Here is a 26,153-nt window from a genome sequence, read left to right as displayed (position 1 = left end):
AATTCTTTAACAGAGGGTTTTGGTTTAAGTTTTGCCGCAGCAGTGGCTTCTCTAATAACTTGCTAATCTACCGAATTTTGACATCAGCTTGAACACCAAGATACTTGGTGTAAATATCATAGCCAATCTGAGAGGATTTTCGAGCACTTTGAGAGAGTTAATGTAAGCATAAATAATCCCAAATATGATTTCATTGCCAGATATTACAATTGTCAGCAAAATCTACGAAAGTGCTAATACTCTCGTTTACAAAGCTGTCTTCAAGAAGAATCAGCAACCTTTGATTTTAAAACTTCTTAAAGAGGATTATCCCACGCCTGCCGAACTTTATCGATATCAGCAAGAATACGAAATCACTAGTCATCTCAATTTAGAGGGAACGATTAAAGCCTACGAGTTAAGAAAATACCAGAACACACAATTTATATTGTTAGAAGATTTTGGAGCCGAATCTTTAAAAATACTGCTGGAACAGCGTCCCTTTTCTTTAGCAGAGTTTCTCTGCATTGCTATCCAAATAACAAATATCTTAGGACAACTTCATCAAATTAATATCATTCACAAAGATATTAATCCATCCAATATTGTCTTAAATCCTCAAACTGGACAATTAAAATTAATTGATTTTGGCTTGTCTAGCATTTTCTTAAAAGAGAATACCAGCCTCAAAAGTCCTAATGTTATAGAAGGAACATTAGCTTATATTTCTCCAGAACAAACAGGCAGGATGAATCGATCGCTCGATTACCGCACCGATTTCTATTCTCTTGGTGTCACTTTTTATGAATTGCTCACTACTCAGGTTCCATTTGAATCTGTGGATGCACTTGAGTTGATACATTGCCATATTGCTAAACAACCGATACCTCCTCATGCAGTTAATGCAGACATTCCCTTGAATATCTCAGAAATTGTCATGAAGTTAATGGCAAAAACAGCAGACGAGCGATATCAGAGCGCTTGGGGAATCAAGGGAGATTTAGAAACTTGTCTGACTCAATATCAAACAGGTGAAATCAAAACTTTTACTTTGGGATGCCAAGATATTAATGATAACTTACAAATTCCTGAAAAACTCTACGGCAGAAAATCACAAATTGAGTCCTTATTTACTGCCTTTGAGCGAGTCACGCAAGGACAAACAGAACTTATGCTCATTTCTGGATCTGCTGGAATTGGAAAATCAGCTTTAGTCCAAGAAATTTACCAGATCATTACTCAAAAACGCGGATACTTTATTGCGGGTAAATTTGACCAGCTTAACCGCGATATTCCTTATCAAGCTTTAATTGCTGCATTCCAAGAATTAGTGCGACAATTGCTGACCGAAACTGAAGCTCAGTTACAACACTGGCAGCAGAAGATTGTAGCAGTATTAGGAGTCAACGCACAAATTATTATTGATGTCATTCCAGAAATTGAACTGATTATTGGCAAACAGCATCTCGTACCCAAATTTCCTCCAATAGAAGCACAAAATCGGTTTAATTTAGTTTTTCAAAACTTGATCCAGGTATGTAGTCAAAAACAGCATCCCCTCGTTCTATTTCTAGATGATCTTCAATGGACAGACAGCGCCACGCTGCAATTGCTTCAACAGATAATGATTCATACTAACACTAAATATCTATTTTTGATTGGAGCTTATCGAGATAACGAAGTCAGCGCAACTCATCCTGTTATGCTGACTTTATCTGAAATGAACAACCAGGGGGCACTCATTAACCATCTTTCTCTTTCACCCCTAAATTTAAACCAGGTGAATGAATTCATTGCAGATACGTTAAAGGCTGAGTGCCTCCCTACTCAAAGATTAGCCGAGTTGGTTTGGGAAAAAACACAGGGAAATCCCTTCTTTATTAAAGAGTTTTTGAAGTCACTTTATACGGAAAAATTACTCAAATATGATAGTAATTCTCGGGCTTGGTCTTGGGATTTAAAACAAATTATATCTCGAAATATTACTGATAATGTTGTGGAATTAATGTGTGAAAAGATTCAAAGCTTATCAGAGTCAACACAAAACGTTTTACGGTTAGCCGCTTGTATTGGAAACCAATTTGATGTGAAAACGCTGTCAATTATTAATGAAAAACCTCAAAAAGAAACGACTAATGAATTATGGGATGCCATGCAAGCGGGATTGATATTACCTGTCGGAGATGATTACAAATTTCTTCAAACAGACCGAGAATTGAACGAATTAAAAATTATTTATAAATTTGCTCATGATCGCATTCAGCAAGCTGCCTATTCCCTAATTCCTCCAGACAACAAACAAGCCGTTCACTGGAAAGTCGGGCAATTTTTGTGCAAAAATACCCCGCAAGAGGTACTCCAACAAAAGATTTTTGATATTGTCAATCAACTCAACTTCGGTATTGAAGCAATAGACGTTCAGTTAGAAAAGGATAAACTCGCTCAATTAAATCTCATGGCTGGTCAAAAAGCGAAGGCTTCAGCCGCTTGGAAACCAGCTTGGAACTACTTAAGAATTGGCATGAATTGTCTTTCGGTAGATAGCTGGATTCGTCAGTATGATCTAACTCTGACAGTCTATGTGGAAGCAGCAGAAGCTGCTATCTTGAGTGGCGACTTTGAGGAAATGGAGAGATTAGCTTTTGTTGTACTACAACAAGCCAGAACACTTTTGGATAAAGTGAAGATATATGAAGTAAAGATTCAAGCTTGCACAGTCTACAATAAACCATTGGAAGGGATCAAGACGGGACTTTCAGTCTTGAAGCTGTTGGGAATTAGCTTTCCAAAAAAGCCAAATAAATTAGATATTTTACTTGAACTGGTGAGGACAAAGTTAGCTTTGGTAGGGAAACGAGTCGAAGATTTAATCAACCTGCCAGCAATGACGAACCCTTACAAGCTAGCAGCTATGCGTATCCTATCGCGTGTAGCCTCTGCTGCCTACTTTGCCTCACCTGAACTGCTTGGGCTGCTGGTGTTGAAACAGGTCAATCTATCACTCAAATACGGCAATACTTCTGTGTCTGCCTATGGTTATGCCGCTTACGGATTAATTCTTTGTGGTGAAGCTGTAGGAGATATTGAAACTGGTTATCAATTCGGTCAATTGGCTCTTAGGTTGCTCGATAAGTTTAATGATAAAGAACTCAAAGCTAGGACGTTATTTATCGTTAATTACTTTATCAATCATTGGAAAGAGCATCTTAGGAATACCTTAACCCCTTTGTTGGATGCTTACTCGATTGGTTTGGAGACTGGAGATTTAGAATATGCCGCTTATTCAGCCTGCGTATACTCCTACCATTCCTATGTATTGGGTAAGGACTTGGCAACAATCGAGCAAGAGATGGCAACGTACAGTCATACCCTCAGCCAACTCAAACAAAAAACAGCTTTTTATTATAACCAACTCAATCGACAGCTTGTATTGAACTTGATAGGACGCACTGAAAAGAAGTGCAGTTTAATTGGTGAAAGCTATGACGAAATCAAAATGTTACCCCTACATTTAGAAGCAAATGCTCAGAATATCTGTCATGCCCTCTATTTTTACAAATTAGTTCTCGGTTATCTTTTTCAAGACTATCAGCAAGCTTTAGAAAATGCTCAGTTAGTCGAAAAAAATCTTGACAGTGCTTTAGGAACAATTCCTCTGTCTCACTTCTACAATTCTTTAGTCCATCTTGCTATCTATACTGATATCTCCTCCTCTGAACAAAAACTTGTCCTCCATAAGGTTAGATCGAACCAGAAAAAGCTCAAAAAATGGGCGTATTTTGCTCCCATGACTCACCTGCATAAATTCTATCTAGTGGAAGCAGAGCGACATCGAGTTTCTGGTAAAAACCTCAAGGCAATAGACTATTATGAAAAAGCTATTGCTCTTGCCAAACAAAATGAATACCTCAACGAAGAAGCCCTAGCCAATGAACTAGCTGCTAAGTTTTACCTTGCATGGGGTAAAGAGAAAATTGCTCAAACTTATTTTCAAGAAGCTCACTACTGTTATGAACTGTGGGGAGCAATAGCTAAAGTTGAAGATTTAGAGTCACGCTATCCAAAATTTTTCCAAAAAGTAACAACAGAAAATACCTTCATTGACACACGCACCAGTCTACCAAATCGGTCAACTGGCAATAATTTAGAGTCAGCTTTAGATATAGCAACATTGATGAAAGCATCCTTTGCTATTACCAGCGAAATTGAGTTAAATAAACTGCTTTCTACTTTGATGAAAATCTTGTTGGAAAATGCTGGGGCACAAACTGGTTATTTAATTTTAGAAAAAGATGGTGAACTCAGGGTAGAAGCATCAGGTAACACTGAAAATGAGCAGATTACAGTATTGCAGTCTATTGCTATTGAAACTTGTTTACCTACGTCTATTATTTATTATGTTGCCCGCACTAAAGAAACTATTGTTTTGGGTGACGCATTTAATCAAATTCAAAATCCGCATTCGCAAGTAGAAACCAGGAAGCTAAAAATTCAAAATCTCTATGACTCCTACATCACAGTACGCCAGCCTAAATCTATTTTGTGTTTTCCTGTGCTGAATCATGGACAACTGATTGGCGCTGTTTACTTAGAAAATAATTTAGCCACTCACGTATTTACACCACAGCGATTAGAAATCATTCAACTGCTATCTACTCAAGCAGCGATCGCCATTACCAACGCCAGACTTTATGCTCAAGTCCAGTCAAATCAAAACCGTCTCAATCAATTCTTAAATGCCATTCCAGTGGGAATCTCTATCCGCGATCTCACAGGAAAACTCATCTACACCAATCAAACTTCCCAGCAGTTACTTAACATTCAAGATTTCCCAACAGCTACTAAAGAGCAATTATCAGAACAATACCATGTTTATCGAGCAGGTACGGGACAAATCTACCCAACTGCAGAACTACCTATCATGCGTAGTCTGGGGGGTGAAAAAGTCACAGCAGACGATTTAGAACTACACCAAACTGATCGTATCATTTTTCTAGAAGTGACCAGCACGCCAATTTTTGATTGTAGTGGTGCAGTGGAGTATCCGATCGCTGTTTTTCAAGATATAACTGTGCGAAAGCAAGCCGAAGCATTAATGACAAACTACAACCAAACCTTAGAACTAAAAGTGCATGAACGTACAACCGAACTGGCGCAAGCTAATGCACAGTTAGAGTCGGAAGTTGTCACCCGCTTGCAAACAGAAGCAGAACTCGCAAAGGCGAAAGAGTTAGCAGAAGCTGCGAACCTTGCTAAAAGTATTTTTATCGCTAACATGAGTCACGAATTACGAACTCCTTTGAATGCTATTTTGGGCTTTTCTCAACTGATGAACCAAGACACAAATCTCTCACCGAAACAACAAGAAAACCTCAAGAACATTCATCGCAGTGGAGAACACTTGCTAACTCTCATCAACCAGGTGCTTGACTTATCCAAAATTGAAGCGGGACGCATGACGCTATCCTTAAATAATTTCAATCTCAAAACTTTCCTAATAGATTTAGAAAATATATTTCTTTTGTCAGCCAAAGATAAGGGCTTACAGTTACAATTTGAATGCGCTGCTGATGTTGATCAATATATTTGCACAGATGAAGTTAAGTTGCGACAAGTGCTGATTAATATCATCGGTAATGCGATTAAGTTTACTGATTCTGGAAGTGTATCAGTCAAGGTGGAAACAGGAAATAGGGAACGTTTAACAGGGAACACTTCGACAAGCTCAGTGCATCGCAGGGAACAAGAAATAGGGAAAAATTCACCTCTTTTGAACGCTCAATACTCAATTACCTTTGAAGTTCAAGACACGGGTATTGGTATTGAACCAAGCGAATTTGCTCAACTATTCCAACCCTTTGTACAAACTACATCAGGACAAAAGCTGCAACAAGGAACGGGATTAGGATTAGTTATTAGCCGTCAATTTATCCGTTTAATGGGTGGTGAAATAACAGTTATTAGTGGTGGAAAAATTTTCCATCCTGAAAATCCTATTAGGGAATTTAACGATGACACAACTACTTTCTTAAAAGCAGGTACAACATTTCAATTTGATATTCAAGTCGGGAACGTTGAGCCGAGCGAAATTGACAAGCAACCCCAAAAGCGTCGTGTTATTTCGCTCGCTCCCAACCAGCCAAAATATCGCTTACTCGTGGTGGATGATGATACATATAATCGTCAATTATTAGTTAGACTCTTCCAACCTGTTGGTTTTGCGCTACAAGAAGCTACTAATGGTCAAGAAGCTATTGAAATTTGGGAATCATGGTCTCCCCATCTGATTTGGATGGATATGCAAATGCCCGTTATAGATGGTTTTGAAGCTACTAAACGCATTAAAAGCACGACAAAAGGTCAAGCCACTGTTGTGATTGCTCTTTCAGCCAGTGCGTTAGAAGAAGAAAAGGTGGTTATTTTGTCGGCTGGTTGTGATGATTTTGTGCGAAAACCATTTCAAGAACAAATCCTTTTTGATGTGATGAAAAAATATCTGGGAGTGAGCTATCTTTATGAGTATATAGAACTCTCTAAACGACCAGGTGACATGCCGGAAGAAGCGTTTAATTTATCTGATTTACTAGCAGAAATGCCCAAGCAATGGATTGTTAAATTGCATGACGCTGCTCTTGATGCTGATGCGGAATTGGTTGCTCGACTCATTGACGAAATTCCTGCATTTTATAGTTTTGAGATCATGACTCTTAGGGATTGGATGAATAAGTTTCAGTTTGATAAGATTTTGTATTTAACTGAATAGTTTCCAATACAGTTGCTGTTAAATCAAATTATATAAATCCAAAAAATCTCGATAGCTACACATTATTATTTGATTTAGGTAATTTTTTGCACAACTTTTGCAAAACTTTTTTCGTGCATCCGTCCCAATAAAAAGCTTGTTTACCTTTCAAGCAGCTTAATATATGAAAAATATCACGATTCTGTAGATCAATGTGAGCTTGAAGATTTGGTTTGAGAGTGTTCTAATAATGCTGAAGGGTAATATGTAAGCTAAAAAGCTCACATATTACCCTCAGCCTAACAATCATTCTTTAACTCAGCACTGTCGTTGTTGATGAACCAACTTATGCAACATTAGACGGTATTCCTAATGCCTGAGCCAACTTTGGCAACGATTTCCACGATATTTCTAATGCAGTTACTGTTCTTTTGCCTACTTTCCCATCTGATAATAGACCCTTATGCTCCTGAAACTTCTTCACAGCTTTTTCTGTGTTTGGTCCAAAAACACCATCTACCTGAATTGCTTTAAAACCAGCTTTTGTTGCCACTTTATTCAGGGCTTCTTGAATCGCCTTAACTTCTGCTTTTGTGTTTAGTGATGAGTTTAGTCCAATAAAATCAACTTTGACGGCTGATTGTGTTGAAGCAGCAGCAAGTGTAGTGCCAACTGATAGTGGAGTAGCACTAGCTACTAGAGAATCAGTCATCCAAAACAAAGACACCATTACAGCTAGACACAAAGATAGAGCGAACTTAGCAAAAGTTTTCATCATTTTTCCTCTAATCACATCAATGGTTGATTTTCAGGAGCCTTCCAATTGGATATAGTCGGCAATTACACACAATATTGGTAAACTGCTCCTACTGATTTCGGCGATTTTACTTACAGCAATTTTCAGGTCAATAGACCATAGTCATGAGGAAGCACATAATTGCGCCTTTAAAAAGGGTATGATCCATTTATGTGAAAACTACTGTAAAAGTCAGGCGGAAAGAATTACATAAAAACCTTCTAAAATCCCTTCCAACCCCGTCTCTAAATAGATTAACCAACTGTATTTGCTGGTTATATATATACTTATCAGACTCACACCTTTGTATGCTAGTCGGTAAAGTCGGATCTTAAAGTCGGATCAGGTCGGAAAATCTTATTTTCACATAAACTTTGCTGGGAAAATAATCGTTGAGAAACCCGCTATCTAGAAGATACCAGGAGCGACATAAATTTATTTCGTGAAAGGAAAAAAGAGTTTGCGCAGCGCCCGTCTGAAAGATGATCGCACTTCTACCCTCCCCCGGAACATTTACGAGTCATGAGGGGTAGAGTTCAAATCGATTAAGAAAAATTTTCCGACTAGATCCGACTTTAAGATCCGACTTTACCGACTAGCATACAAAGGTGTGAGATTGGTAATGTAAATACAAATAGTAGATCGAGGACTTTTGCTACTGCCTAAAAGGAGCTATGACTATGACTACTACAAGTCTTACAAATAGTCGAACGACAACGCAAAATCAAGATAAATATTTTTTTATGAATAATATATTCAACTCTTTGATTACTTTTTTCCTACACTACATTTATTGTTTCTTGAATTTGAATTACAAGGAGGTAAGCAATGAAAGTATGTATTGATCCTGGTCATGGTGGAAAAGGTCCCGGAGCTATAGGTAAAAATCCATTTGACTTGAAAGAAAAAATCGCAAACGTTTAACGCACCCGTGAACAAAAACTTTTCGATTGACTGAAGTTATCAAACCAAATTCGCTATTTGCGTCAACGGAGAATTCATCTGGTGGATTTCTGAAATTTGACGGATGTTAATTGAACAGCCATCTCCCAATTTAATAGCAGTCAAGTCATACCATTTTTGAATATTATCATTTGACCAGTAAAACTTTTGCTCTAGTGCTTGTCCTGTTTCTACGACCTGGGCTAATAAATCAAATAATCTAGGAATGAGTTGATTAAATCGTGTTTTCTGCATGGATGTACCCATCAGATCTTCTCGTTTTTTGCCCAATAATTTGGCTAGTGCGGGATTAACTACCAGATAGCGAAAGTCTTCTACTTCCCCAGTAGTCATATCTCTTACCACCTGCATAGCTGCAATTCCATCTCGGGAAGTGTCTAATACACTCGCGAGGAGGGCGCGAGATTGGTAGAGAATTTCTGCGGTTTGTTGATGTTGCTGAATTTCTTCTCGTAGTTGGCGCTTTTGTTGTTGGATAGTGAGTTGGGTTTGTATTCGGGCAATGACTTCTTCAGGCTCAAAGGGTTTTGTGATATAGTCCAATCCCCCTATTTCAAAGGCTTTAATTTTATCGATAGTTTCTTCTAGGGCGCTTAAGAAAATAACGGGTATTTGTGCGGATTCGACATCGGCTTTCAGTGTTGCGCAAACTTGGTAGCCATCCATCGAAGGCATTTTAATATCCAACAAAATCACATCAGGCGGGTTATGGTTGATTGTCTTGAATGCCATCACAGCGTTGGTAACGCAGCGAACTTTGTAACCTTTTTTGGTTAATATCTCTGTGAGCACCTGCAAGTTCTCTACCACATCATCAAGAATTAATATATTGCCTTTGGGATCTAAATTTTGCTCAATATCGCAGGCTGCGATTTCTGTTGGAGTGAGAATGGATTTGGCACTTTGCTCAGTGAGTATATTGCGAAAGTTATTCTTGGTGACTTTTTTCTCGAATAAGTCTGAAAGCTGCTGCCACAAGGGATAAGCTAAGTCTTTGATATACCCCACACTCAAGTATAAGCTATCGGCGACTGTGTTATATGGTTCGTTGTTCCAAGCAGCTTTGAGGATTTCTTTTTCTGGGGATGTCAGATGTTTCCCCGTCTTGGTTTCAAGGTTAGCTTCTATAAGTTGCAGTGCTGTTTCAAAGAACATGGGTGAGTATGCATCTGTATTGATAAGGTATTTATTCCTCTTTGATTACTCTTGTCATATAAAAATCTGTTATCCCTGTATTTAGAGACTTTTGTCTAGGTTAGTAGTCAGCGCTTACTACAAACAGCCATCGATTTTTATTCTCAAAAGTGATTAAAGAAGGTTATTGTCGCACCCTGAAATTCTTTGATCTTTAAGGTCGATTATACCTTGTCGAAAATTTTTATCTACATAAGTCTGATATTTGCTAGTTGTATGCAAAGTTACTAAATAGACACCCTTATGGGCTAGTCGGCAAAGTCGGATCTTGAAGTCCGATCAAGTCGGATATTGTATAAAATATTTTTTAGTATAGCAGTCGCCAACTCTATTAGGACATATAGCAGGGAACGCTTAACAGGGTTGAAAATCTCGTGATGTCCGTATTTTCTCATTAGTTCATGTCCTAATCTACCTGGCAACGGCTATAAAAGAATATTTTTACTTACCAACGCTCTCAAGAGAAGGACGTAATAAGACATAAAATAGTTTTTGTCAAGACTAATTTAGGTGCGTTTGCCCCTACACCCCTAGTTTTGGTCACTTTTTTTCCTGTTTTTCTAAAATGAATGCATAATTTTGAATTTCTAACCCTATGAAATCAAAAATCGTATTCATAATTAAATAAGAACTTAAAATGACTGCACAAATAAATCCAGGAACTTTAATCAATAACCGTTATCTGATTAAGAAGATTCTTGGACAAGGGGGGTTTGGACGAACTTACTTAGCATTTGATACTCAGCGTTTTGATGAAGCCTGTGTTCTCAAAGAGTTTGTACCTACAACCACGAAACCAAAGATTATTCGTAAATCTAGGGAGTTATTTGAGCGGGAAGCTAAAGTTTTATACCAAATTCAGCATCCCCAAATTCCCACATTTATGGCTTGGTTGACGGAGAACGAACGGCTGTTTATTGTCCTAGAATATATTGATGGCAAAAATTACTCAGAAATTTTATCGGAACGTCTTTCAAACAAAGGTAGACCATTTTCCGAAACTGAAGTCAGAGCATGGCTACTAGATATGTTGCCAGTTTTGGAATATATCCACGATCGCAAGATTCTTCACCGGGATATTTCACTGGAAAATGTTATGCTTCGCCATAACGAATCTAAACCCATGCTGATTGACTTTGGGGCGGTTAAGGAGAAATTGACTCAGATATTATCAGCCCAATCTCCAAATCATCAATACTCAGCTCAGAATTCAGTAGTGGGGAAAATTGGCTACTCTGCACCAGAACAGCTACGTATAGGATGTTCCTACCCCTCAAGTGATATTTACTCACTTGCTGTTTCTGCGGTTATCCTTTTGACTGGAAGAATGCCACATGTGTTGATGGATGGTTCTCTAAACTGGCAATGGCGCTCCTATGCCAATATCAGTGACTCTCTAGCTCGCATACTAGAAAAAATGTTGGCAGAAGTACCAATAGAGCGCTACCAATCAGCAAAAGAAGTTTTCATTGAACTTAATGATAATAACTCATCATTGTCACTTGGTGGGGTTTCGAGTCCGTTACCAAAAACACCGCAAATTCAAACTAACACTACACACGGGCAGGAAAAGCAAAACAGCCAAACAAATATTCAATCGCATACACAAACACCAGTCTCTCTCAACCCAGAATTTTTAGAGTTTGTCGGGCGAGAATTAACTAGTTTTGTTGGTCCTATCGCCAGTGTTTTGATGACAAACACTTTGAACCAAAGCCCACAGATAGCCCAAAAGGAATTTAGCGAAGCGCTAGCTAGGGAAATTTTTGATCCACAAAAGGCACAAGAGTTTAGAAATCGCCTCCAACTTGCTGTTGAACCTAACTCAGCTTCTAGCAGTTCATACCAAGCCCTTGGAAATTATCCTGCAATTAGCGATCCAGAGTTTTTAGATCGTTGTCGGCGAGAACTAATTAGTTTTGTTGGTCCTTTTGCTAGCGTCATTCTTATCAAAGATGCTTTAAACGAACACCCAAGGTTAACTCCAACCCAACTTATAGAAACTTTGATGGCAGAAATTCCTGATGAGCAAAAAGCACAAAAATTTAAAGAACGCATTCATAAAATCACAAGTCAGATCAAATCCCCTGGGGCGATTGCTAGCAGAATTAATCATTTACGTTGAGCGAAGTCGAAACGTTGACGCTTTCACCTGGAGTTTAGACTAAATTCTATTTATTAGACTACAACCCTTGTATAGCAAGCATTTTAGATTTCGGAATCCTAAAGCAGTCATAAATTGGAAAAGCCTCTGGTGGATAAGGCTTTGGCGGTTTGAGATCCAAAATTAGTCTAAACTCCAATTTCACGTCTGATACCAATTCAAAAAATGTTTGGGACAGATGGAATGCATTAAGCGATTACCAGTAACTCTTTGACAATCGGTAAATCTAAAATCCAAAATGGTATGAGTTCTTCTTAAAAAAGTAAGGGCATCTACAAGAGATGCCCGTCATGCAGGAAAACACTATAAAAAGCTATTCCTACATCTTCCCAACAATCAGCGAATGTGACAAAATGCGGGATGATCCACATACACAGTCACAGTCGTATAAGAGTAATTTTATGAATCTGTAACTTTAGAAACAACAGTGTATCTTCGGAAAAATCTAGACAGTGAGCAATGAGCTATAGCAGGGAACGCTTAACGCTTAACAGGGAACACTTCGACCCTGAGTCCTGAGCCCTGAGTCCCAAAGGGACACGCTGCGCGTTCGCTCGATTCGTGCACTTTGCGCTTACGGGCACGGCAAAGCCGAACGGACTCGCTACGCGTTCGCCTTGGCGTGCGCTTGCGCTTACGACAAAGCTCAGGGCAACGCAAGCTCAGTGCATCGCGCTTAATAGGCTTGATGGTCTGGTGGTGTCCGTATTTTCTTATTAGTTCATGTCCTAATCTACCTGGCAACTGCTATAAACTGGAGTTTAGACTAGAAAGCTCAAAATGACTCAGCGATGCTGAGTAAAGAAATCTCGTATGTAAAAATCAAAAAAACTAAAAATTAAGCGGTTTCTTGTTGTTGTTTCGGGGTTTTAGAAGTACGCTTTTTAACAATAGGGTATCGGATTCTACGTTGACGTAATTGTCCCGGTTTCCAACCAGGAGATAACCCTTGTGTTTTTGGAGGTTGGGTAGGAGTAGAAATCCACGCTAAAACTCCTCCCATAGCTTGTGCAACTCTTCCAGGCGTGAGCTTAGTGATTGGTTTTTGCCAGGGAAGCGGACGATCATTAACGATATCACGAGCAAGCCACAGTTCCCAAGTCGTTAGTGGCATCAGGTCACTCCAACGGTCGCATTGCTTTGGAGTAGAAAGTTTGGGAGCCGCATCAACTTGTTTCGTTGCGGTCTGGTATCTTGTATTGCTGAGTCCCAAGGGGACACGCTGCGCGAACGTAGATGCTCGACCACTGACGACGGAATACCGGAGACATTGACAAATCTGCCAAGCTGTAAGCATTGCGCGTTAGCAATACTGCATCCATTAACTCAAATGTTGCATCTTTAGCTCTACACAAACATTTATATGCGGCTTGACGAAATTCGCGTCATCGTGCAAAAACATCCATAACGGTTGATCAGAGTTGGTTGTGCTTCTCTCATCTTCCGTTGGGAGGTGTCTGCTACAACCGCAGCCCTCCTTTGATTTTTTTTACACTCACTATATCCAATGTGACTGCGCGGCACATCCTTACGATCCATGTCCGGAGACATATCTAGTAAATGATTAATAGCAATGGTTAATAGTTCACTACATTCTTTCCCTAATAGCTTTCTGATATTTCCTTTCTTAAACTTGTTTTTAGGAAACCAAGGTCTTTCAGCTACTATATCTTTAAAGTCTTTATACTCATCAATTGTATCTTGAATGTTGCGACCAAGAAAACTATGCAAGCTTTGTACAATGCTTTCTTGATTTTTAATTGCATCATTGTTAATAACTTTCTCCATAACTGACTTTCCTAATTCAGTATCTGAATTGATGCGGACTAAGAGACCAAAGTTAGAAAATCCACTTTTCGGACCATCAGAACGTCCAGATAGAGCTGATAGATCGTTTTGATAAGGGATACTCCAAATTTCACCATTCCTGCATGTACAAAAAGTTCTAACCTCACCAAATTTGTTTCTCCATATAAATTTCACATCAGGGTTGTCCTTGCGGGATAAAAAACCTATGTCGCTAGAAGATTCAAGACGAATACCAAACTCCGTCCTAAGATAGCGGAAAGGTAACTTAATATTATTTTCTAGCATATTTTTTAGTTCTTTAGTTCCAAACCTACCAGTTGCTATGATTATTTTCTTTGCTTTCACAGTATCAACAATACCTGTTCTAACATCTTGTGTCTTAATAATGTATACCGAACCCAACTTATCTATTTCTAAAACTTTTGTATCAGTTAGCAAATGAGCTTTGTTTTTAATATCAGCAATGTCAAGCATCAAGTTCTTTCTTTGCTGTAAGGATGCATAGAATGAAGGATACTTCTTTTCCATAATTTTAGAAGTAAAATCTTGCTTTTCAAATTTCATATCTGCAATAGTGCTACTTTCAATGCCATATTTAGCCATTATGCCCTCAACCCATTGATGAGCCTCTGTAATTACATTTTTTTTGCTCAACTGATATACGGCTGTTCCAGCAGGGTAATAACTAAATTTTCCATCTGAAAAAAGTCCTGCACCACCAACTCCAACACCTAGGTGGCAGGCATTGGTATGAGAGCGTTTGTGTGTATGCATACCATACTCAATTATTATGACTTCATTATGATTTTTTAGACCGGCCACCGATGCCAGACCTGCTGGACCAGCACCTAGAATCGCTACATTGTAGATATTTTTGGCTTCTAGTTTGTCAGAGTAAATTAGTTGATTTGGAGTGATCATAGTGATTCTATTCTTGGGAAATAAAGCGTTTATCTAGGTAAAAGTTAGCTTTTTTGCTAACTACTTAGCTATTCATTAATGTCAATATTATTCTGTTTATTCTGGGTTGTAATTAACTTTTTTTAGGTTTTATTATAAACAAAAATAATTATTTTTGTTTACTTAGATTTCTTGTTATCTATAATTCGCTCCGGATAAAAATATAAATCTATCTCACTAATATCAGAAGGTGATAATATGCCTCTTGAGTAAGAGAGGATGTATCATCCTATGGCTGGACGTTTTGAAGGGTTGATGAAAATTTTATTCTGCTCACTGCGCTCAAATCGTCTACTTTATGGTGAGCCAAAAGCTTATACAGGGGTAGGTCGTCCCCGTATCCACGGGGATAAATTCAAGCTCAACGACAGCGAAACTTGGTGAGACAGCGCTGCGGGAGGGTTTCCCGACAGCCAGGCGACTGCGAACCCGAAGGGTGGACGGCTGATCAATTTGTAGAACTCAAAGATCCAAACTTAGGGTTGCTACGATTGCATTTGTGGCGTAATCTTCACTTTCAACAATCTGCCAAGATAAAAATGTATTGGATTCAAGTGCAGCGTTTGAATGAAGATGCAGTTAATCAATCTAAACCTTTATGGCTTGCATGGGTAGGAATGGACATGCCTGAATTGTCTGAATTTTGGCGACTGTACCTGCACCCAAACCCCGTGGAAAGTCCCCTGGCTGGACTACTGGCAAACCCCGGCTGCGTAGAATTCGTTACCCTACAGTTAAAAAAACTACTCCTAAGCCAAAGAAAGAACCAGCAAAGTCAGCTTGACCTTTTGGTTTTCATATTTTCAGCTGTGTAGCTTGTCAACTCAGTGCTGCTGAGCCATTTTGTCATGGATTAGTCTAAACTCCAGTATAAAGGGAAGTATGTCGAGTAAGCAAAGATTGTATCAAGCCAGGATAAATCCTGCGTCGGCGGCTTTCATGAGCCAGTACTTGATGAGGTGAGACCAGTGCTGCGGGAGGGTTTCCCGACAGCCAGGCATCTGGCGTAAGCGCAAAGCGCACGCTGCGCGAACGCCGTAAGGCGTGCGCTTTGCGCATACCCGAAGGGGTCTCCCTCACGCTTGTTCTGGCGTCTCCGGTCTAAAGCACGGAATATGGGCGGCACGTTTGGGGGGGAAGCTTCCCCCGGAAAGCTGCCTTCACTACGTGGCTGTTCCTCCGGAGTTTTCAGCCAGCCATCCCTATAAGTTTTTATTTCACCGCAAGCCTTTGGTGATAGTTATGGCGATAGACAACTCCAGAAATAGCAGCTAACAATAACCACGAGAGCGTATTGAGGCGAAAATCGAATAAGCTGACGTCTGCTGTGTTAAATAACACCCAGCCCACAAATACCAGAAGATAACTGAAACATATCAATTTATCTTCTGCCTGATCTACAGATTTTAACTTTTGCAACACTTGGACACCCCCAATAAATATCCAAACGAGTAAGCCACAGAATAAAAGAGTCGTGGGAAAACCAGTTTCCGCAAATAGCATTAAAAACAAATTGTGGGGATGTCCTAACCAAATATGCATCTGTGCATCGTACAGAGGAGTAAAATTGCGTAAACCCCAACCTGTCCAAGGACGTTGCTGAGTTAAAGACAACGCAAATTGCCACTGTGTTTTGCGAAGTAAGGCGATTGGTCTATCAGGATATAGTTGGTCGTTTAAACGTGCCCAAAAGAACGCGGGAACAACCTTACGAAACAATTGAGCTATAGCCAAAGGAGCAAAAGCAGCACAAAGCACGCTGGCGACGATACCAGCAACACCAGCCACAAGAATGTGCCACCCTTCGTAAACCGCATAAGCTAAACAAGCAAAAATGGCGATCGCCCAAGCATTGCGCGAGTCAGTCAAAATCAACGCCACAAAAATGGCAATCATCGCCACCGTCAAGAAGAAGAAGGCGAAGCCAGCAGAGTCAAGCAGTGAGGGAGTCAAGGAGTGAGGGAATGTAGGAAGTTTCCCTCCCTGTGTCACTGTGTTTCTCCCTGGGTGGTCTTTGGGCTTGTCTGCCCGTCTCCTCATCCGCCGATAGCTTTCCAACCACAACCCTATCCCTAGGATGAAAACTATCATCAGATAACAAGCATTGATGTTGGCGTACATGAATACGGAAGCCATGCGACCTACTGGTTGTCCTCCAGGTTCTATCTCCCATTCCACCACAAACCACAAAATTCTTATTTTAGAAGACCAGTTTAAAAACAACTGCCCAAATCCGAGAATCACCACTGGTAGAGAACCAAGCACCAAAATCCAAGACATCTGCCGCAATTGTACAGGCGTCTGAATAAGCGTGCTAAAGCTAACGAAAACTAAAAAGTACGGTAAGAAATTAAATAAACCCAGGAAAGCCGCTGTTTTGTCGTTGGCAAAACTAACGGTGATCAGCATGAAGACACTCAGAAGCGCAAATCCCCAGTGCAGGGGACGGCGAATAATTGCGCGGTATTGAGTGAACCAACCTCCCAAGATTGCTAAAACTATACCCACAGCGCCGAGAAACGGAAGCAATGGGAAGACGAGTATTCCCAGTTGGGCATAGTTCCAAGAAGATTGCAAACTAGGGTTGGGATGACGAAAAGCTGTTTTCAAGCAGGTTCCCAACATTCAGCACGAGTCAAACGAATTTGAGCTAAGGCAAAGATGGTAGGTATAATCCGACCGTAGTTAGTGGCGATCGCTCTCCACCCCAAGTCCGCAAGAAACCAACTCCACATCACTGGTCCTAAAAAGGCAAACACACTGCGAGTGACTCCATAACGAGCGGCATTAACAGTCATACCCCGCTTTGCCATCTGCAGTGTGGCATAATTTTGAAACTGATTTGCTGCTGCTCCAGAACCTTGAATCACGGCTTCTTTGGCAACTTGATATGTCGCAAAGTGCATCGCAAATTGACGAGCAATTTGTTTGAGCAACACTGGCTGGAGAACGGAGGTGACAGCAAGGGCGCTACCGCCTTTGAGAAGTAATCCCAAGGGATCTCGCTGCAATGTCAGTGGTAGCGGTTCTGTTAATTCTGCTTTTGCTAGCTGACGTTGTATGCGCACAGTCAATTTTTGCTTGTCCTTTTGTGGCAATTTTCTCCACACCTGCCCCAACAGGTGCAGAAATACCTCAGCTTCTAAATCAACTGTTGTCAGTTGACTAGAATAAGGCATTTTCAAATATTTACACACTTGAATCAGCGCTTGTCGGTAAGTCACCTGACGGCTGCGTCCCCGCAGAACCGTGATCCCATCTGCTGCCAAAAAACGAAAGCGTTGCTCTAGTGCATCTAGCCAAGCTTTGCGACCTTTGCTTTGCACTTCTATAGGTTCCGGTGTGTGAACATAATCTAGAGGATTAAACTTACGACTAAACAGAATTGCCGTTAGATCTTGCAATTCTTCGTCGCTTGCTAGCTCTAGTGCTACCCTTAGTTCATCCAATTTCCGTTCCTCCGTTCCATACAGCTTTTCTGTACTTTATTCTACTATTAGCTTTTTGGACTCATGAGTCGTCATAATAAATTCAAAGTTCAAAGTTCAAAGTTCAAAAAAAGAAATTTAATTTTGAATTTTGCATTTTGAGAGAAGTTGGAGCGGAGGTTTCCTCCGTTCGCGCAGCGTCTCCTCCGGAGACTCCAATCTATGCCCGTAGGGCACGCTGCGCGTTCGCCCTTGGCGTGCGCTTGCGCTTACGGTGATTTTGAATTTGAGCAAAGCGAGTGTCAAGCCATCACCATACCGCCATCAACGTTAAAAACTTGTCCGGTGATATAAGCAGCGGCGGAATCAGCAGCAAGAAAGCGCACCATCCCAGCGACTTCTTCTGGTTGACCATAACGAGCTAGCGGAATATATTTGATAATTTCTTCAGCGTTGATATCGCTTGTCATGTCCGTGGCGATAAAACCGGGAGCAACAGCGTTAACCGTGATACCGCGAGAGGCAAATTCTTTGGCGATGGTTTTAGTAAAGCCGATGACGCCTGCTTTGGCAGCACTGTAGTTGGCTTGTCCGGGGTTACCCATTTGTCCGGCGACAGAGGTAATGTTGATGATTCGCCCGGAACGTTGTTTGAGCATCATTTTACTTACTGCACGAGTACATAAGAAAACACCAGTTAGATTTAGGTCTATCACAGCTTGCCAATCTTCTGGTTTCATTCGCAAAAGCAGTGTGTCGCGAGTGATACCGGCGTTGTTAACCAAGATATCGACACGATTGAACTTTTTTGTCACAGTGTTAACCAGCGCTTCTACCTGATCAACTTGAGAAACGTCAGCTTGAAGCGCTATAGCACTTCCTCCGGCTTTTGTGATTGTATCGACGACCTCTTCGGCTGCATTGCTGGAACTGGCATAATTGACGACGATATTGGCTCCTAGTTCCGCTAATTCTAATGCGATCGCCCGCCCAATTCCCCGTGAAGCACCGGTAACAATAGCTACCTTGTCACGCAAAAGTTGCAAATTTTCTGGCAAGAGTTCCATAAATATTCCTCTCTATGATCCGTAGCGCTAATTATCATAGGTTGATTGTGCATCAAGAATAAAAACAATCTAGGATTTGACAGATAAGCGCTCTTGGGAACTACTATTGAAAAATCAAACAGTCAAACACTAGAAAAGTGGTACGTGTCACATGGCGACTAAAAAAGAATTCAACAGCTTTGAGGAGATGCTGTCTGGTGCAGATGTACCAGTGTTGGTAGACTTTTATGCAGATTGGTGTGGACCTTGTCATATGATGGCTCCAATTTTAGAGCAAGTTAACGCTCAGCTCCAAGGACGCATACAAATTGTCAAAATTGATACTGAAAAATATCCAGAATTAGCAAGTCAATATGAAATTTATGCTCTACCAACGCTGGTACTATTTAAGCAGGGTCAGCCAGTGGATCGGATTGAGGGTGTGCTGCAAACACCGCAGTTAGTGCAACGTTTAACGACATCGATTTAATTGGCTTTGAAGGTAGAGACGTTGTATGTAACGTCTCTACTAGCTTGAAGATGAGTGTAGGGGAGCCAGTACTTGATGAGGGTCTCCCGACCTAGGTATCTGGCGTGTGTAAGGGTGTAGGAGTGTAGGGGTGTAAGGGTGTGCGGAAGTACATGATAGTTACTGATTTCAACGAATGGCTAATAGAGCTGTTAAGCGTTAAGCGTTAAGCGTTAAGCGTTCCCTACAACTTCCACGAAGTCTAATGAATGACAAATGATAAAAGTGTGCATTCCCAAACAAGGCGCGGCTGAGCATAGCAAAGCAAAGATTTGCGAGCTTGTTCTAACTGTTGAATCATGCTTGGTTGACGCTTGTGTTGCCAGTAAAATTGTTGCAGATAATCAACTAACCACAATTGAGCTTCTGTATCTAAATCTTTATCAATTTGTTTAGCTAATTGCAAAGCCTCACGGTAAGATGAAGGGACTTTGGTCAGGGTTTTGAGTAGTTCAGGGGGAATAACTTGCAGTTGTTGGTAGGATGCGATCGCATCTCCCGGACTGCCAGCCGCAACACTCAACACTGCTGGATGCTGCAAAACTTCCTCATGCCCTGTTTGTGTCAGAACTTGAGCCATTGCAGTTGCATCCAAACGATAGAAAGGAATTCGCTGACAGCGCGACACCAATGTTGACAATACAGACTCAACTGAAGGCGCGATTAAAATCAGCGTTGTCTGTCCGGGTTCTTCCAAAGTCTTGAGCAAAGCATTTGCTGCAGCTTCCGCCATAGTTTCTGCTTGATCCAGCACAACCACTTGTCTTGGTGCTTCCAACGGCGAACGGCTTACAAATCCAGTAATTTCCCGAATTTGTTCTAAGCGAATTGTAGCCGGTGCTCTGCGCTTAAGTCCTTTTTCTGCTGCTTCTGTTGCTGTGAGTCGTTGTCCTTGATGCAAATAAGTTGGCTGCACCCACAACAAATCTGGGTGGTTACCTTGACGCACCCGGTTTTGATGTGGACTGAAGAGCAATTCCACAAAGCACCGTGCTGCTAAACTCCGTCCTACACCATCTGAACCGACAAACAAATATGCTGGAGCAATACGTTTTTTTGCTACAGCCTGTAACAGTAATTCCACTGCTTGCTGTTGTCCGACAAGTGGTGCAAATGCGTCAGTCATTCAATTTTGGATCTTAACTTATGGATTTTGGACTGGTTAGGTTGAATAGCTCCGCGCCGTGAGCGTCGGAAGGCGGTAGTAGTGCTTGTATCTTGTGCCGTGCTTTGTAGTTACATCCCTTTTGGGTTTTCAGGCTAATATCTTTATAATAGATATATTTTGAAGCACGTTGTTGATGAAAACCAGCGGAACGCCATGTTTTCACTTCGGAGTGGAAGCGTCAAAATTAATAAAGTTGTTAAAATCTCAGGGGTAGAAACATGAGAGTTTGGCTAGCCTGCTTTTTGGTACTGTTTGCCCTAGCAGAACTGTTTGATTGGGTGAAAGAATTCAACTTACCGCTTCCTATATACATATTAGGTGGAACATTTCTAGCTGTTGCTTCTAATTACGATAAGCTTTTTGGCTCCTACTTAAGTCATGCAAGCGAAGCATCACCCCAACAAATTTTGCTTGATGATTCACCTTCCTTTACAATTTCGGATTCTGTTGAAGAATTACAAAAATCTGAAACAAAAAGTTAAACGTACTATAGCAATCCTATTTGATTTGTGTGAAAGTGCCTGTGCGTAGCGCATAAATTGAAAGCCACAGATCCCCGACTTCGTAAAAGTTGTTGGGGATCTTGTTTGTCACATTCAAAGCAGCGTGCCCCTAAGGCTTAAGTGATAGCTTTTTGTTGGTTTTGGCTGTGGTTTATATTTGTTACAAAACCCCCCGATATTTAGCTGCACATTCTGACAAAGATTTCCCCAACTCCAAAAAAGCTGGATGCCATTGAGTCAACCCATCATGACTCAACAAGAACGTTCGTGCCGTTATACCTTCCTGTTTGCACAGAAATTACAGCAGTTTGCAACACGTAAGAGGTACACAACCTAGACTTCACGCGCCAGATATGAAAGCTGTTTGACTCCTGACTCCCGTCGGCTGATGCTCTCTTAAGCCTGACTCCTGACTTTTGAATTCTGCTATATCATCACCATTAAGGATGTTGTCATTCACCAAGCGCGAGACACTCACGCCACCATCAAACCTCAGCAAAAGCGCTTCAGAAATTATCGTTTGAGGAAGTTTCCCAGTTTCTTTGACTAATTCCTCCAATACAACTCCCGCCTCTTGATCATAACTTTTCCCACTTTCCCAATACCGTCGCCCATTCTTATCCATTTTCCAGACACTGACTTCTTCCTCTTGCGCCAGTAGTTCGCGCTCCATTTTGCGCATCTGCTTCACATCGTCCATCTTGGCTTGCACAGCTTCTTGAGTCACTTCATCACCAGTAGCCGTAAAGTAATCTCGTACAGGTTCCATCATGGGTGTAACTAGCTGAAGCGCCATGATTGTCCCAACCTGCCATAACACCAATGGCAACCGAACAAGCTTTATCCGTTTCTTCGCGTCGCGTTCTGTTAAACCGTTTTTTTGCAAATACTCTTGCCACTTGCGCTTGTTCTTGCCGCACTCTTGCTTCTTATCCGCCAATTGCTGTGCTATCTGCCGACTTGCATCCGCCTCTATCTCAAGCAGTTGCTGAATTGTAGGATTTTTTTGTAAATTTTCTTTAGAAGCGATCGCAGTTGAGTCAAAATTTGTTATCATGACTTTAGTTAAATTGATAAGTTTACTGAACAAAAGCGCTCAAGTTTGCAAGACAGCGGGCGCTTTTGTTTTTTGTATTATACCATGCTTTTATAATCAAAAAGCACAAGAAATATAAATTTAAGTCGTATTTCTCAGGTTTATTTTTGTTACAAAACCCCCATATTTAGCTGCACATTCAATGCGCGTGATTTACCCAACTTCAAAAATGCTGGATACTACCAAAGAGCCATAACATCAATAGCAACTAAACAAGCTTTATCGTTTATTTGCGTCGCTTTCTATCAAATCCTTTTCCAAATCCTCTTGTTACTTGCGGTTATTCTTGCATCTTCTGGGCTAATTCCTCTGCTATCCGCTGCCTTGCAAGCGCCTGCAGTTTAAGCAGTTCCTTGATTGGAAGATTTTTTATAAGATTATTCATATGAATGAGCTTAATCTCGGAAAAACTTTATTTCATAGTTTTAGTTAATCAATAATCACTAAACAAAAGCGCCCTCAGATTTTAAAACTTTGAGCGCTTTTGTGTTTGTATTTTACCATGCTTATATAATTCCAAAGCACAATAAATATAAATTTATGTCCTATTTCCTAGGTTTATTTTTGTTAGAAAACGCCTTGAGTTGGGGATTGAAATCCAACTCAAGCTGTCTTGAATTTTGAATGAGCGAATTTTGAATTGTTATTTCCCCATCTTTCGCTTCATTTGTTCTAACTCTTCCTCAGTTTCCCACCGGCGAAACTTCTCCTCTAAATCGTCATGTCCACTAAAAGAGCCGCTAGTCGCACCCCACCAACCGCTAGTTTCTGAGGGCTGCTGCGCCTTAGTCTTAGCACGGGCTGTTTGAGCTTGGGCTGCTTTGGCTTGCACTTCCTGTCGCCGTTGTTGAATTTTGCGCAATAGTTCCTTGGCTTGGGTGATGCGTTCTTTCACTCCTTGCATTTGTCCCCAAAGCTGGTTTCCTTCGCGCAAGAGTGCGGCTTCTCGTTGTGCTGCAGCCGCCGCTAAGTCCTGTCTATTCAGAGATTTTGCCTTTTCTACACGGATATGCCACCTTTGGATTTCTTGAGCTGTGGAGAGAATTTGTTCTTGCGATCGCTTCTCCTGCAATTGTAAATCTGCAATGAGCTTCAATGTGTCTTCCTCTTGCTCGCGCAGCTGCTCCAACAGCGCTTCCAACTCCAAATGCGGATTATTACGCAAGAATTCCTCCAAACGGTTTTCCAAAAACCGATTAAAATCGTCAAATAAGCCCACTGCTAGAACTCCAGAGGTTAGGTGCTTTTTTCATTGTAGTAATTATTCAAGCACCAATTGGCAGCTTGATGACAAACTTAGCACCTTGTCCGGGTGCTGAAACACACGTCAATTGTCCGCCACAGTTGTTGATAATTTGATAACTAATCGACAAACCCAAACCTGTACCATAACCGACAGGTTTCGTGGTAAAGAAGGGATCAAAAATCATTGAGCATGTCTTCTGCGTCATACCTGGTCCATTGTCAGCAATTTGGATCACAACATAATCAAAATCTAAGACTTCCGTTTTGATCCAAATACATGGATTCCACTCAAAGGTAGGCTGGTCGTTTATCGTTGACTTGAGATTGCTGCGAAGGGAATCAATTGCATTAGTCAGAATATTCATAAACACCTGGTTCAACTGTCCAGCATAGCATTCTATTTCAGGCAGGTGACCGTACTCTTTTATAACTGTGATCTTCGGATACTCTGATGTACCTTTTAGGCGGTGTCCAAGGAGTAACAGTGTATTTTCAAGATTCTCGTGAATATTCACCGCTGTTTTCTCGGTTTCCTCAACCCGTGAGAAGTTCCGCAATTGTAAGACAATTTGGTGAATGCGCTCAGATCCAATTGTCATTGAGGACATAAGTTTGGATACGTCTTCCTCAATGAAGTTGAAGTCAATCGCCGTCGTTGCAGCTTCAATTTCCACCACTGGATTGGGATAGTATTTATGGTAAAGTTTAATTAGGCTTAGCAAATCTTTTGTGTATTGATTGGCGTAGGGCAAATTAGCATAGATAAAATTGAGTGTATTGTTAATTTCATGGGCAATACCCGCAACTAAATGACCCAAACTGACCATTTTTTCGTTGTGCATCAGTTGGGTTTGTGTATGAGTGAGTTCTTTTAAAGCTTGGTCTAGCTGCTGATTTTTTTGAGTGATTCGACGAGTCAAAAGCCGTTGCTCTAATTGCGCCACCACTTGACGACTGAGAGTTTGTAGTGCTTCAATTTGTTGTTGTTCAAGTTGACGCGGTACAAAGTCGAGTACACAGAGTGTACCTATCGAATAATTTTCTTCTGTGATCAGGGGTATTCCTGCATAAAACCGAACGTGAGGCGGTGAGACAACGACTGGATTCTTGGCAAATGGTGGATCAGCTAAAGTGTCTGGAATGATTAACGTATCACCTTTTTGGACAGTATATGGGCAGAAACCAGCCTCAAGTGGGGCATTCGTAATTTCCATACCAACCTTTGATTTGAACCACTGTCGGTATGCATCTACAAAAACAATTAACGCCACTGGGGTTTGACAAATCTGTGCTGCCAATTTAGTCAAATCATCAAAGTCCGCTTCAGCAGGCGTGTCGAGTATTTCATACTGATAAAGTCTGTTTAGCCGTGCTGTTTCGTGTTCCACAGCAGCTAGTATCTTATCAGGTTGTTTCTGCATCGATTTTGGCAACGTGGCACTTTTGTGCTGATTATTCCATAAAATTACAAAACTTAATTCTAATTATAATGGTGTTAGCCAATAAGTAACATTTTCTACTACTTTATTTTGAAAGCCAAACTCAGTCAATTTCTCAGGTGGTAAACCTACATAAGTCCAATGGGGTATATCATTCTCTACAGTCCGATACCAGCCATATTGATTGAGAGCCTGTTTTTGGGCTTCAGTGGTGACTCTCAAATCAATAGCTAAGCCCCAAAGATGTTGTGATGCTCCAGGTGGTGCAACTAGACCAAGGATTTTTGTTTCTTTTCCTTGACGCACTTGTTCTAAAGTCTTATTATCTGCATATTTTTGCCAAAATCTCAAATTAGTGGCGAAACTGCGACTACAATCACTAGCACCATAACCTGATTTTAAAGGGATTTGTACTTGTGAACGTGCTTGGTCGAAAGCGTCTGCTGCTGACTTTTGTAAATAACACTGGCTCGTATTCTTCACTTGAGTTAGTGTTAAAGTCGATTGAAATTGTTTGGTTTCCTGGTCGTTAGTAAAGAGAACTTTTGGTGGAAGTTTAATTTGCGGATCTTGGTTGACAAATACTGAGCCATAAGCACGTAATAGTATATATTCAAATGTATGAGGAGTGGGAATTTTTAGTAACTTATTTGTAACTGCTGATAAGAATCTATCTTTTTCAGTTAAGTTTTGGTTGGGAGTAAATGGCTGACTGGGAGTTGGAGAGATGAGTGTTTGAGGAATATTTGTACAAGATTGAGTTAAGATTCTGTTATTCTCTAAAGATGGAGTACTGACACAATTTTTCAGGGTTGGAACATCTGCCATTAACTTGTCGCGGCTTATTCCATGACTTGCGACTAATGCACAAGAAAGAAAAGCAATCATCATGTAAAAAAAAGCCTTCTTTAAAAAAGTTTTTATTTTCATCTTCGCACTCGGTAGGTACATCCTCATTAAGGTTGCTATATTAGCTGTATATCACTCTGACTTGAAAATAGAACTCAGAACTCAGAACTCAGAACTCACAAGAAAAGAGAAATTTTCATGTGTTCTGGTTCGGCAGTTCATGACGGCTACTAAAAAGAAAAA

The 26,153-nt window shown here is 40.7% G+C and carries 20 protein-coding genes; 7 read left to right on the top strand and 13 right to left on the bottom strand.

Translation table 11 applies throughout. From position 1 onward, the window contains the following. Positions 1–184: 184 nt before the first annotated feature. A complete protein-coding gene (locus DP114_RS17675) occupies positions 185–6,742 on the top strand; it encodes an AAA family ATPase (RefSeq protein WP_171976703.1) in 6,558 nt (2,185 codons plus the stop codon). Between the two features lie 325 nt (positions 6,743–7,067). Here DP114_RS17675 and DP114_RS17670 read toward each other — a convergent pair whose 3' ends face one another. Beyond that, positions 7,068–7,499, bottom strand: a complete 432-nt coding sequence (locus DP114_RS17670) for a peptidoglycan-binding domain-containing protein (RefSeq protein ID WP_169267778.1) — start codon at positions 7,497–7,499, stop codon at positions 7,068–7,070. An 846-nt stretch (positions 7,500–8,345) separates the two neighbouring features. On the opposite strand from DP114_RS17670, the gene DP114_RS17665 reads away from it, so the two are divergent. Next, entirely contained in the window at positions 8,346–8,441 is a 96-nt protein-coding gene (locus DP114_RS17665) for an N-acetylmuramoyl-L-alanine amidase (RefSeq protein WP_246162568.1), read from the top strand. Between the two features lie 39 nt (positions 8,442–8,480). Here DP114_RS17665 and DP114_RS17660 read toward each other — a convergent pair whose 3' ends face one another. Further along, on the bottom strand, positions 8,481–9,635 hold the full coding sequence (locus DP114_RS17660; protein WP_169267779.1) for a response regulator: 1,155 nt from the start codon (positions 9,633–9,635) through the stop codon (positions 8,481–8,483). 676 nt (positions 9,636–10,311) lie between these two features. On the opposite strand from DP114_RS17660, the gene DP114_RS17655 reads away from it, so the two are divergent. Then, complete coding sequence (locus tag DP114_RS17655) at positions 10,312–11,799, top strand: serine/threonine-protein kinase (protein ID WP_169268819.1); 1,488 nt, start codon at positions 10,312–10,314, stop codon at positions 11,797–11,799. Positions 11,800–12,676: 877 nt separating this feature from the next. Here DP114_RS17655 and DP114_RS35060 read toward each other — a convergent pair. Both DP114_RS35060 and DP114_RS17645 read right to left on the bottom strand, forming a co-directional pair. After that, the gene (locus tag DP114_RS35060; protein ID WP_246162567.1) at positions 12,677–13,135 is read right to left on the bottom strand and encodes a hypothetical protein; all 459 of its coding nucleotides are present in this window, start codon (positions 13,133–13,135) and stop codon (positions 12,677–12,679) included. A 62-nt stretch (positions 13,136–13,197) separates the two neighbouring features. Then, positions 13,198–14,568 carry a hypothetical protein gene (locus tag DP114_RS17645; protein WP_171976702.1) on the bottom strand — a complete coding sequence of 457 codons (1,371 nt, stop codon included), beginning with the start codon at positions 14,566–14,568 and terminating at the stop codon, positions 13,198–13,200. Positions 14,569–14,838: 270 nt separating this feature from the next. On the opposite strand from DP114_RS17645, the gene DP114_RS34430 reads away from it, so the two are divergent. After that, complete coding sequence (locus DP114_RS34430) at positions 14,839–14,991, top strand: hypothetical protein (RefSeq protein ID WP_211178785.1); 153 nt, start codon at positions 14,839–14,841, stop codon at positions 14,989–14,991. Continuing rightward, positions 14,985–15,422 (top strand): hypothetical protein, encoded by a 438-nt coding sequence (locus DP114_RS17640; RefSeq protein ID WP_216669917.1) that lies wholly within the window; start codon positions 14,985–14,987, stop codon positions 15,420–15,422. The genes DP114_RS34430 and DP114_RS17640 overlap by 7 nt, the downstream gene beginning before the upstream one ends. 43 nt (positions 15,423–15,465) lie before the next feature. Here the strand turns inward: DP114_RS17640 and DP114_RS17635 are convergent, their stop codons facing one another. The 4 genes from DP114_RS17635 to fabG all read right to left on the bottom strand — a co-directional run bounded on the left by DP114_RS17635 (position 15,466) and on the right by fabG (position 19,102). Then, positions 15,466–15,666 carry a hypothetical protein gene (locus DP114_RS17635; protein WP_172195237.1) on the bottom strand — a complete coding sequence of 67 codons (201 nt, stop codon included), beginning with the start codon at positions 15,664–15,666 and terminating at the stop codon, positions 15,466–15,468. A gap of 153 nt (positions 15,667–15,819) precedes the next feature. Further along, entirely contained in the window at positions 15,820–17,232 is a 1,413-nt protein-coding gene (locus DP114_RS17630) for an O-antigen ligase family protein (protein WP_171976701.1), read from the bottom strand. Continuing rightward, complete coding sequence (locus DP114_RS17625) at positions 17,214–18,056, bottom strand: YaaW family protein (protein ID WP_169264277.1); 843 nt, start codon at positions 18,054–18,056, stop codon at positions 17,214–17,216. The genes DP114_RS17630 and DP114_RS17625 overlap by 19 nt, the downstream gene beginning before the upstream one ends. A gap of 281 nt (positions 18,057–18,337) precedes the next feature. Then, complete coding sequence (fabG, locus tag DP114_RS17620; RefSeq protein WP_171976700.1) at positions 18,338–19,102, bottom strand: 3-oxoacyl-[acyl-carrier-protein] reductase; 765 nt, start codon at positions 19,100–19,102, stop codon at positions 18,338–18,340. A 151-nt stretch (positions 19,103–19,253) separates the two neighbouring features. Here fabG and trxA point away from each other — a divergent pair, with 151 nt between their 5' ends. Continuing rightward, complete coding sequence (gene trxA / locus DP114_RS17615; RefSeq protein WP_169264275.1) at positions 19,254–19,571, top strand: thioredoxin; 318 nt, start codon at positions 19,254–19,256, stop codon at positions 19,569–19,571. A 241-nt stretch (positions 19,572–19,812) separates the two neighbouring features. On the opposite strand, the gene DP114_RS17610 is transcribed toward trxA, so the two are convergent. Then, positions 19,813–20,736 carry a DNA polymerase III subunit delta' gene (locus tag DP114_RS17610; protein WP_169264274.1) on the bottom strand — a complete coding sequence of 308 codons (924 nt, stop codon included), beginning with the start codon at positions 20,734–20,736 and terminating at the stop codon, positions 19,813–19,815. Between the two features lie 260 nt (positions 20,737–20,996). Between DP114_RS17610 and DP114_RS17605 the strand changes: the two genes are divergently transcribed. Continuing rightward, a complete protein-coding gene (locus tag DP114_RS17605; protein WP_169264273.1) occupies positions 20,997–21,260 on the top strand; it encodes a hypothetical protein in 264 nt (87 codons plus the stop codon). Positions 21,261–21,621: 361 nt separating this feature from the next. On the opposite strand, the gene DP114_RS17600 is transcribed toward DP114_RS17605, so the two are convergent. The 4 genes from DP114_RS17600 to DP114_RS17585 all read right to left on the bottom strand — a co-directional run bounded on the left by DP114_RS17600 (position 21,622) and on the right by DP114_RS17585 (position 25,985). Continuing rightward, entirely contained in the window at positions 21,622–22,338 is a 717-nt protein-coding gene (locus tag DP114_RS17600) for a hypothetical protein (protein WP_171976699.1), read from the bottom strand. A gap of 682 nt (positions 22,339–23,020) precedes the next feature. Next, positions 23,021–23,596, bottom strand: a complete 576-nt coding sequence (locus tag DP114_RS17595; RefSeq protein ID WP_169268718.1) for a TIGR04376 family protein — start codon at positions 23,594–23,596, stop codon at positions 23,021–23,023. 46 nt (positions 23,597–23,642) lie between these two features. Beyond that, positions 23,643–25,043, bottom strand: coding sequence for a sensor histidine kinase (locus tag DP114_RS17590; protein WP_169268719.1), 1,401 nt, complete (start codon positions 25,041–25,043; stop codon positions 23,643–23,645). A gap of 63 nt (positions 25,044–25,106) precedes the next feature. After that, positions 25,107–25,985 (bottom strand): D-alanyl-D-alanine carboxypeptidase family protein, encoded by an 879-nt coding sequence (locus tag DP114_RS17585; protein WP_171978227.1) that lies wholly within the window; start codon positions 25,983–25,985, stop codon positions 25,107–25,109. Positions 25,986–26,153: the final 168 nt, after the last annotated feature.

It is taken from the genome of Brasilonema sennae CENA114 (assembly GCF_006968745.1).
In the GTDB taxonomy this organism is placed as follows: Bacteria; Cyanobacteriota; Cyanobacteriia; order Cyanobacteriales; family Nostocaceae; genus Brasilonema; species Brasilonema sennae.
Note: the sequence above shows the minus strand (reverse complement) of the source record. Positions and strands in the feature narration are given on the sequence as shown.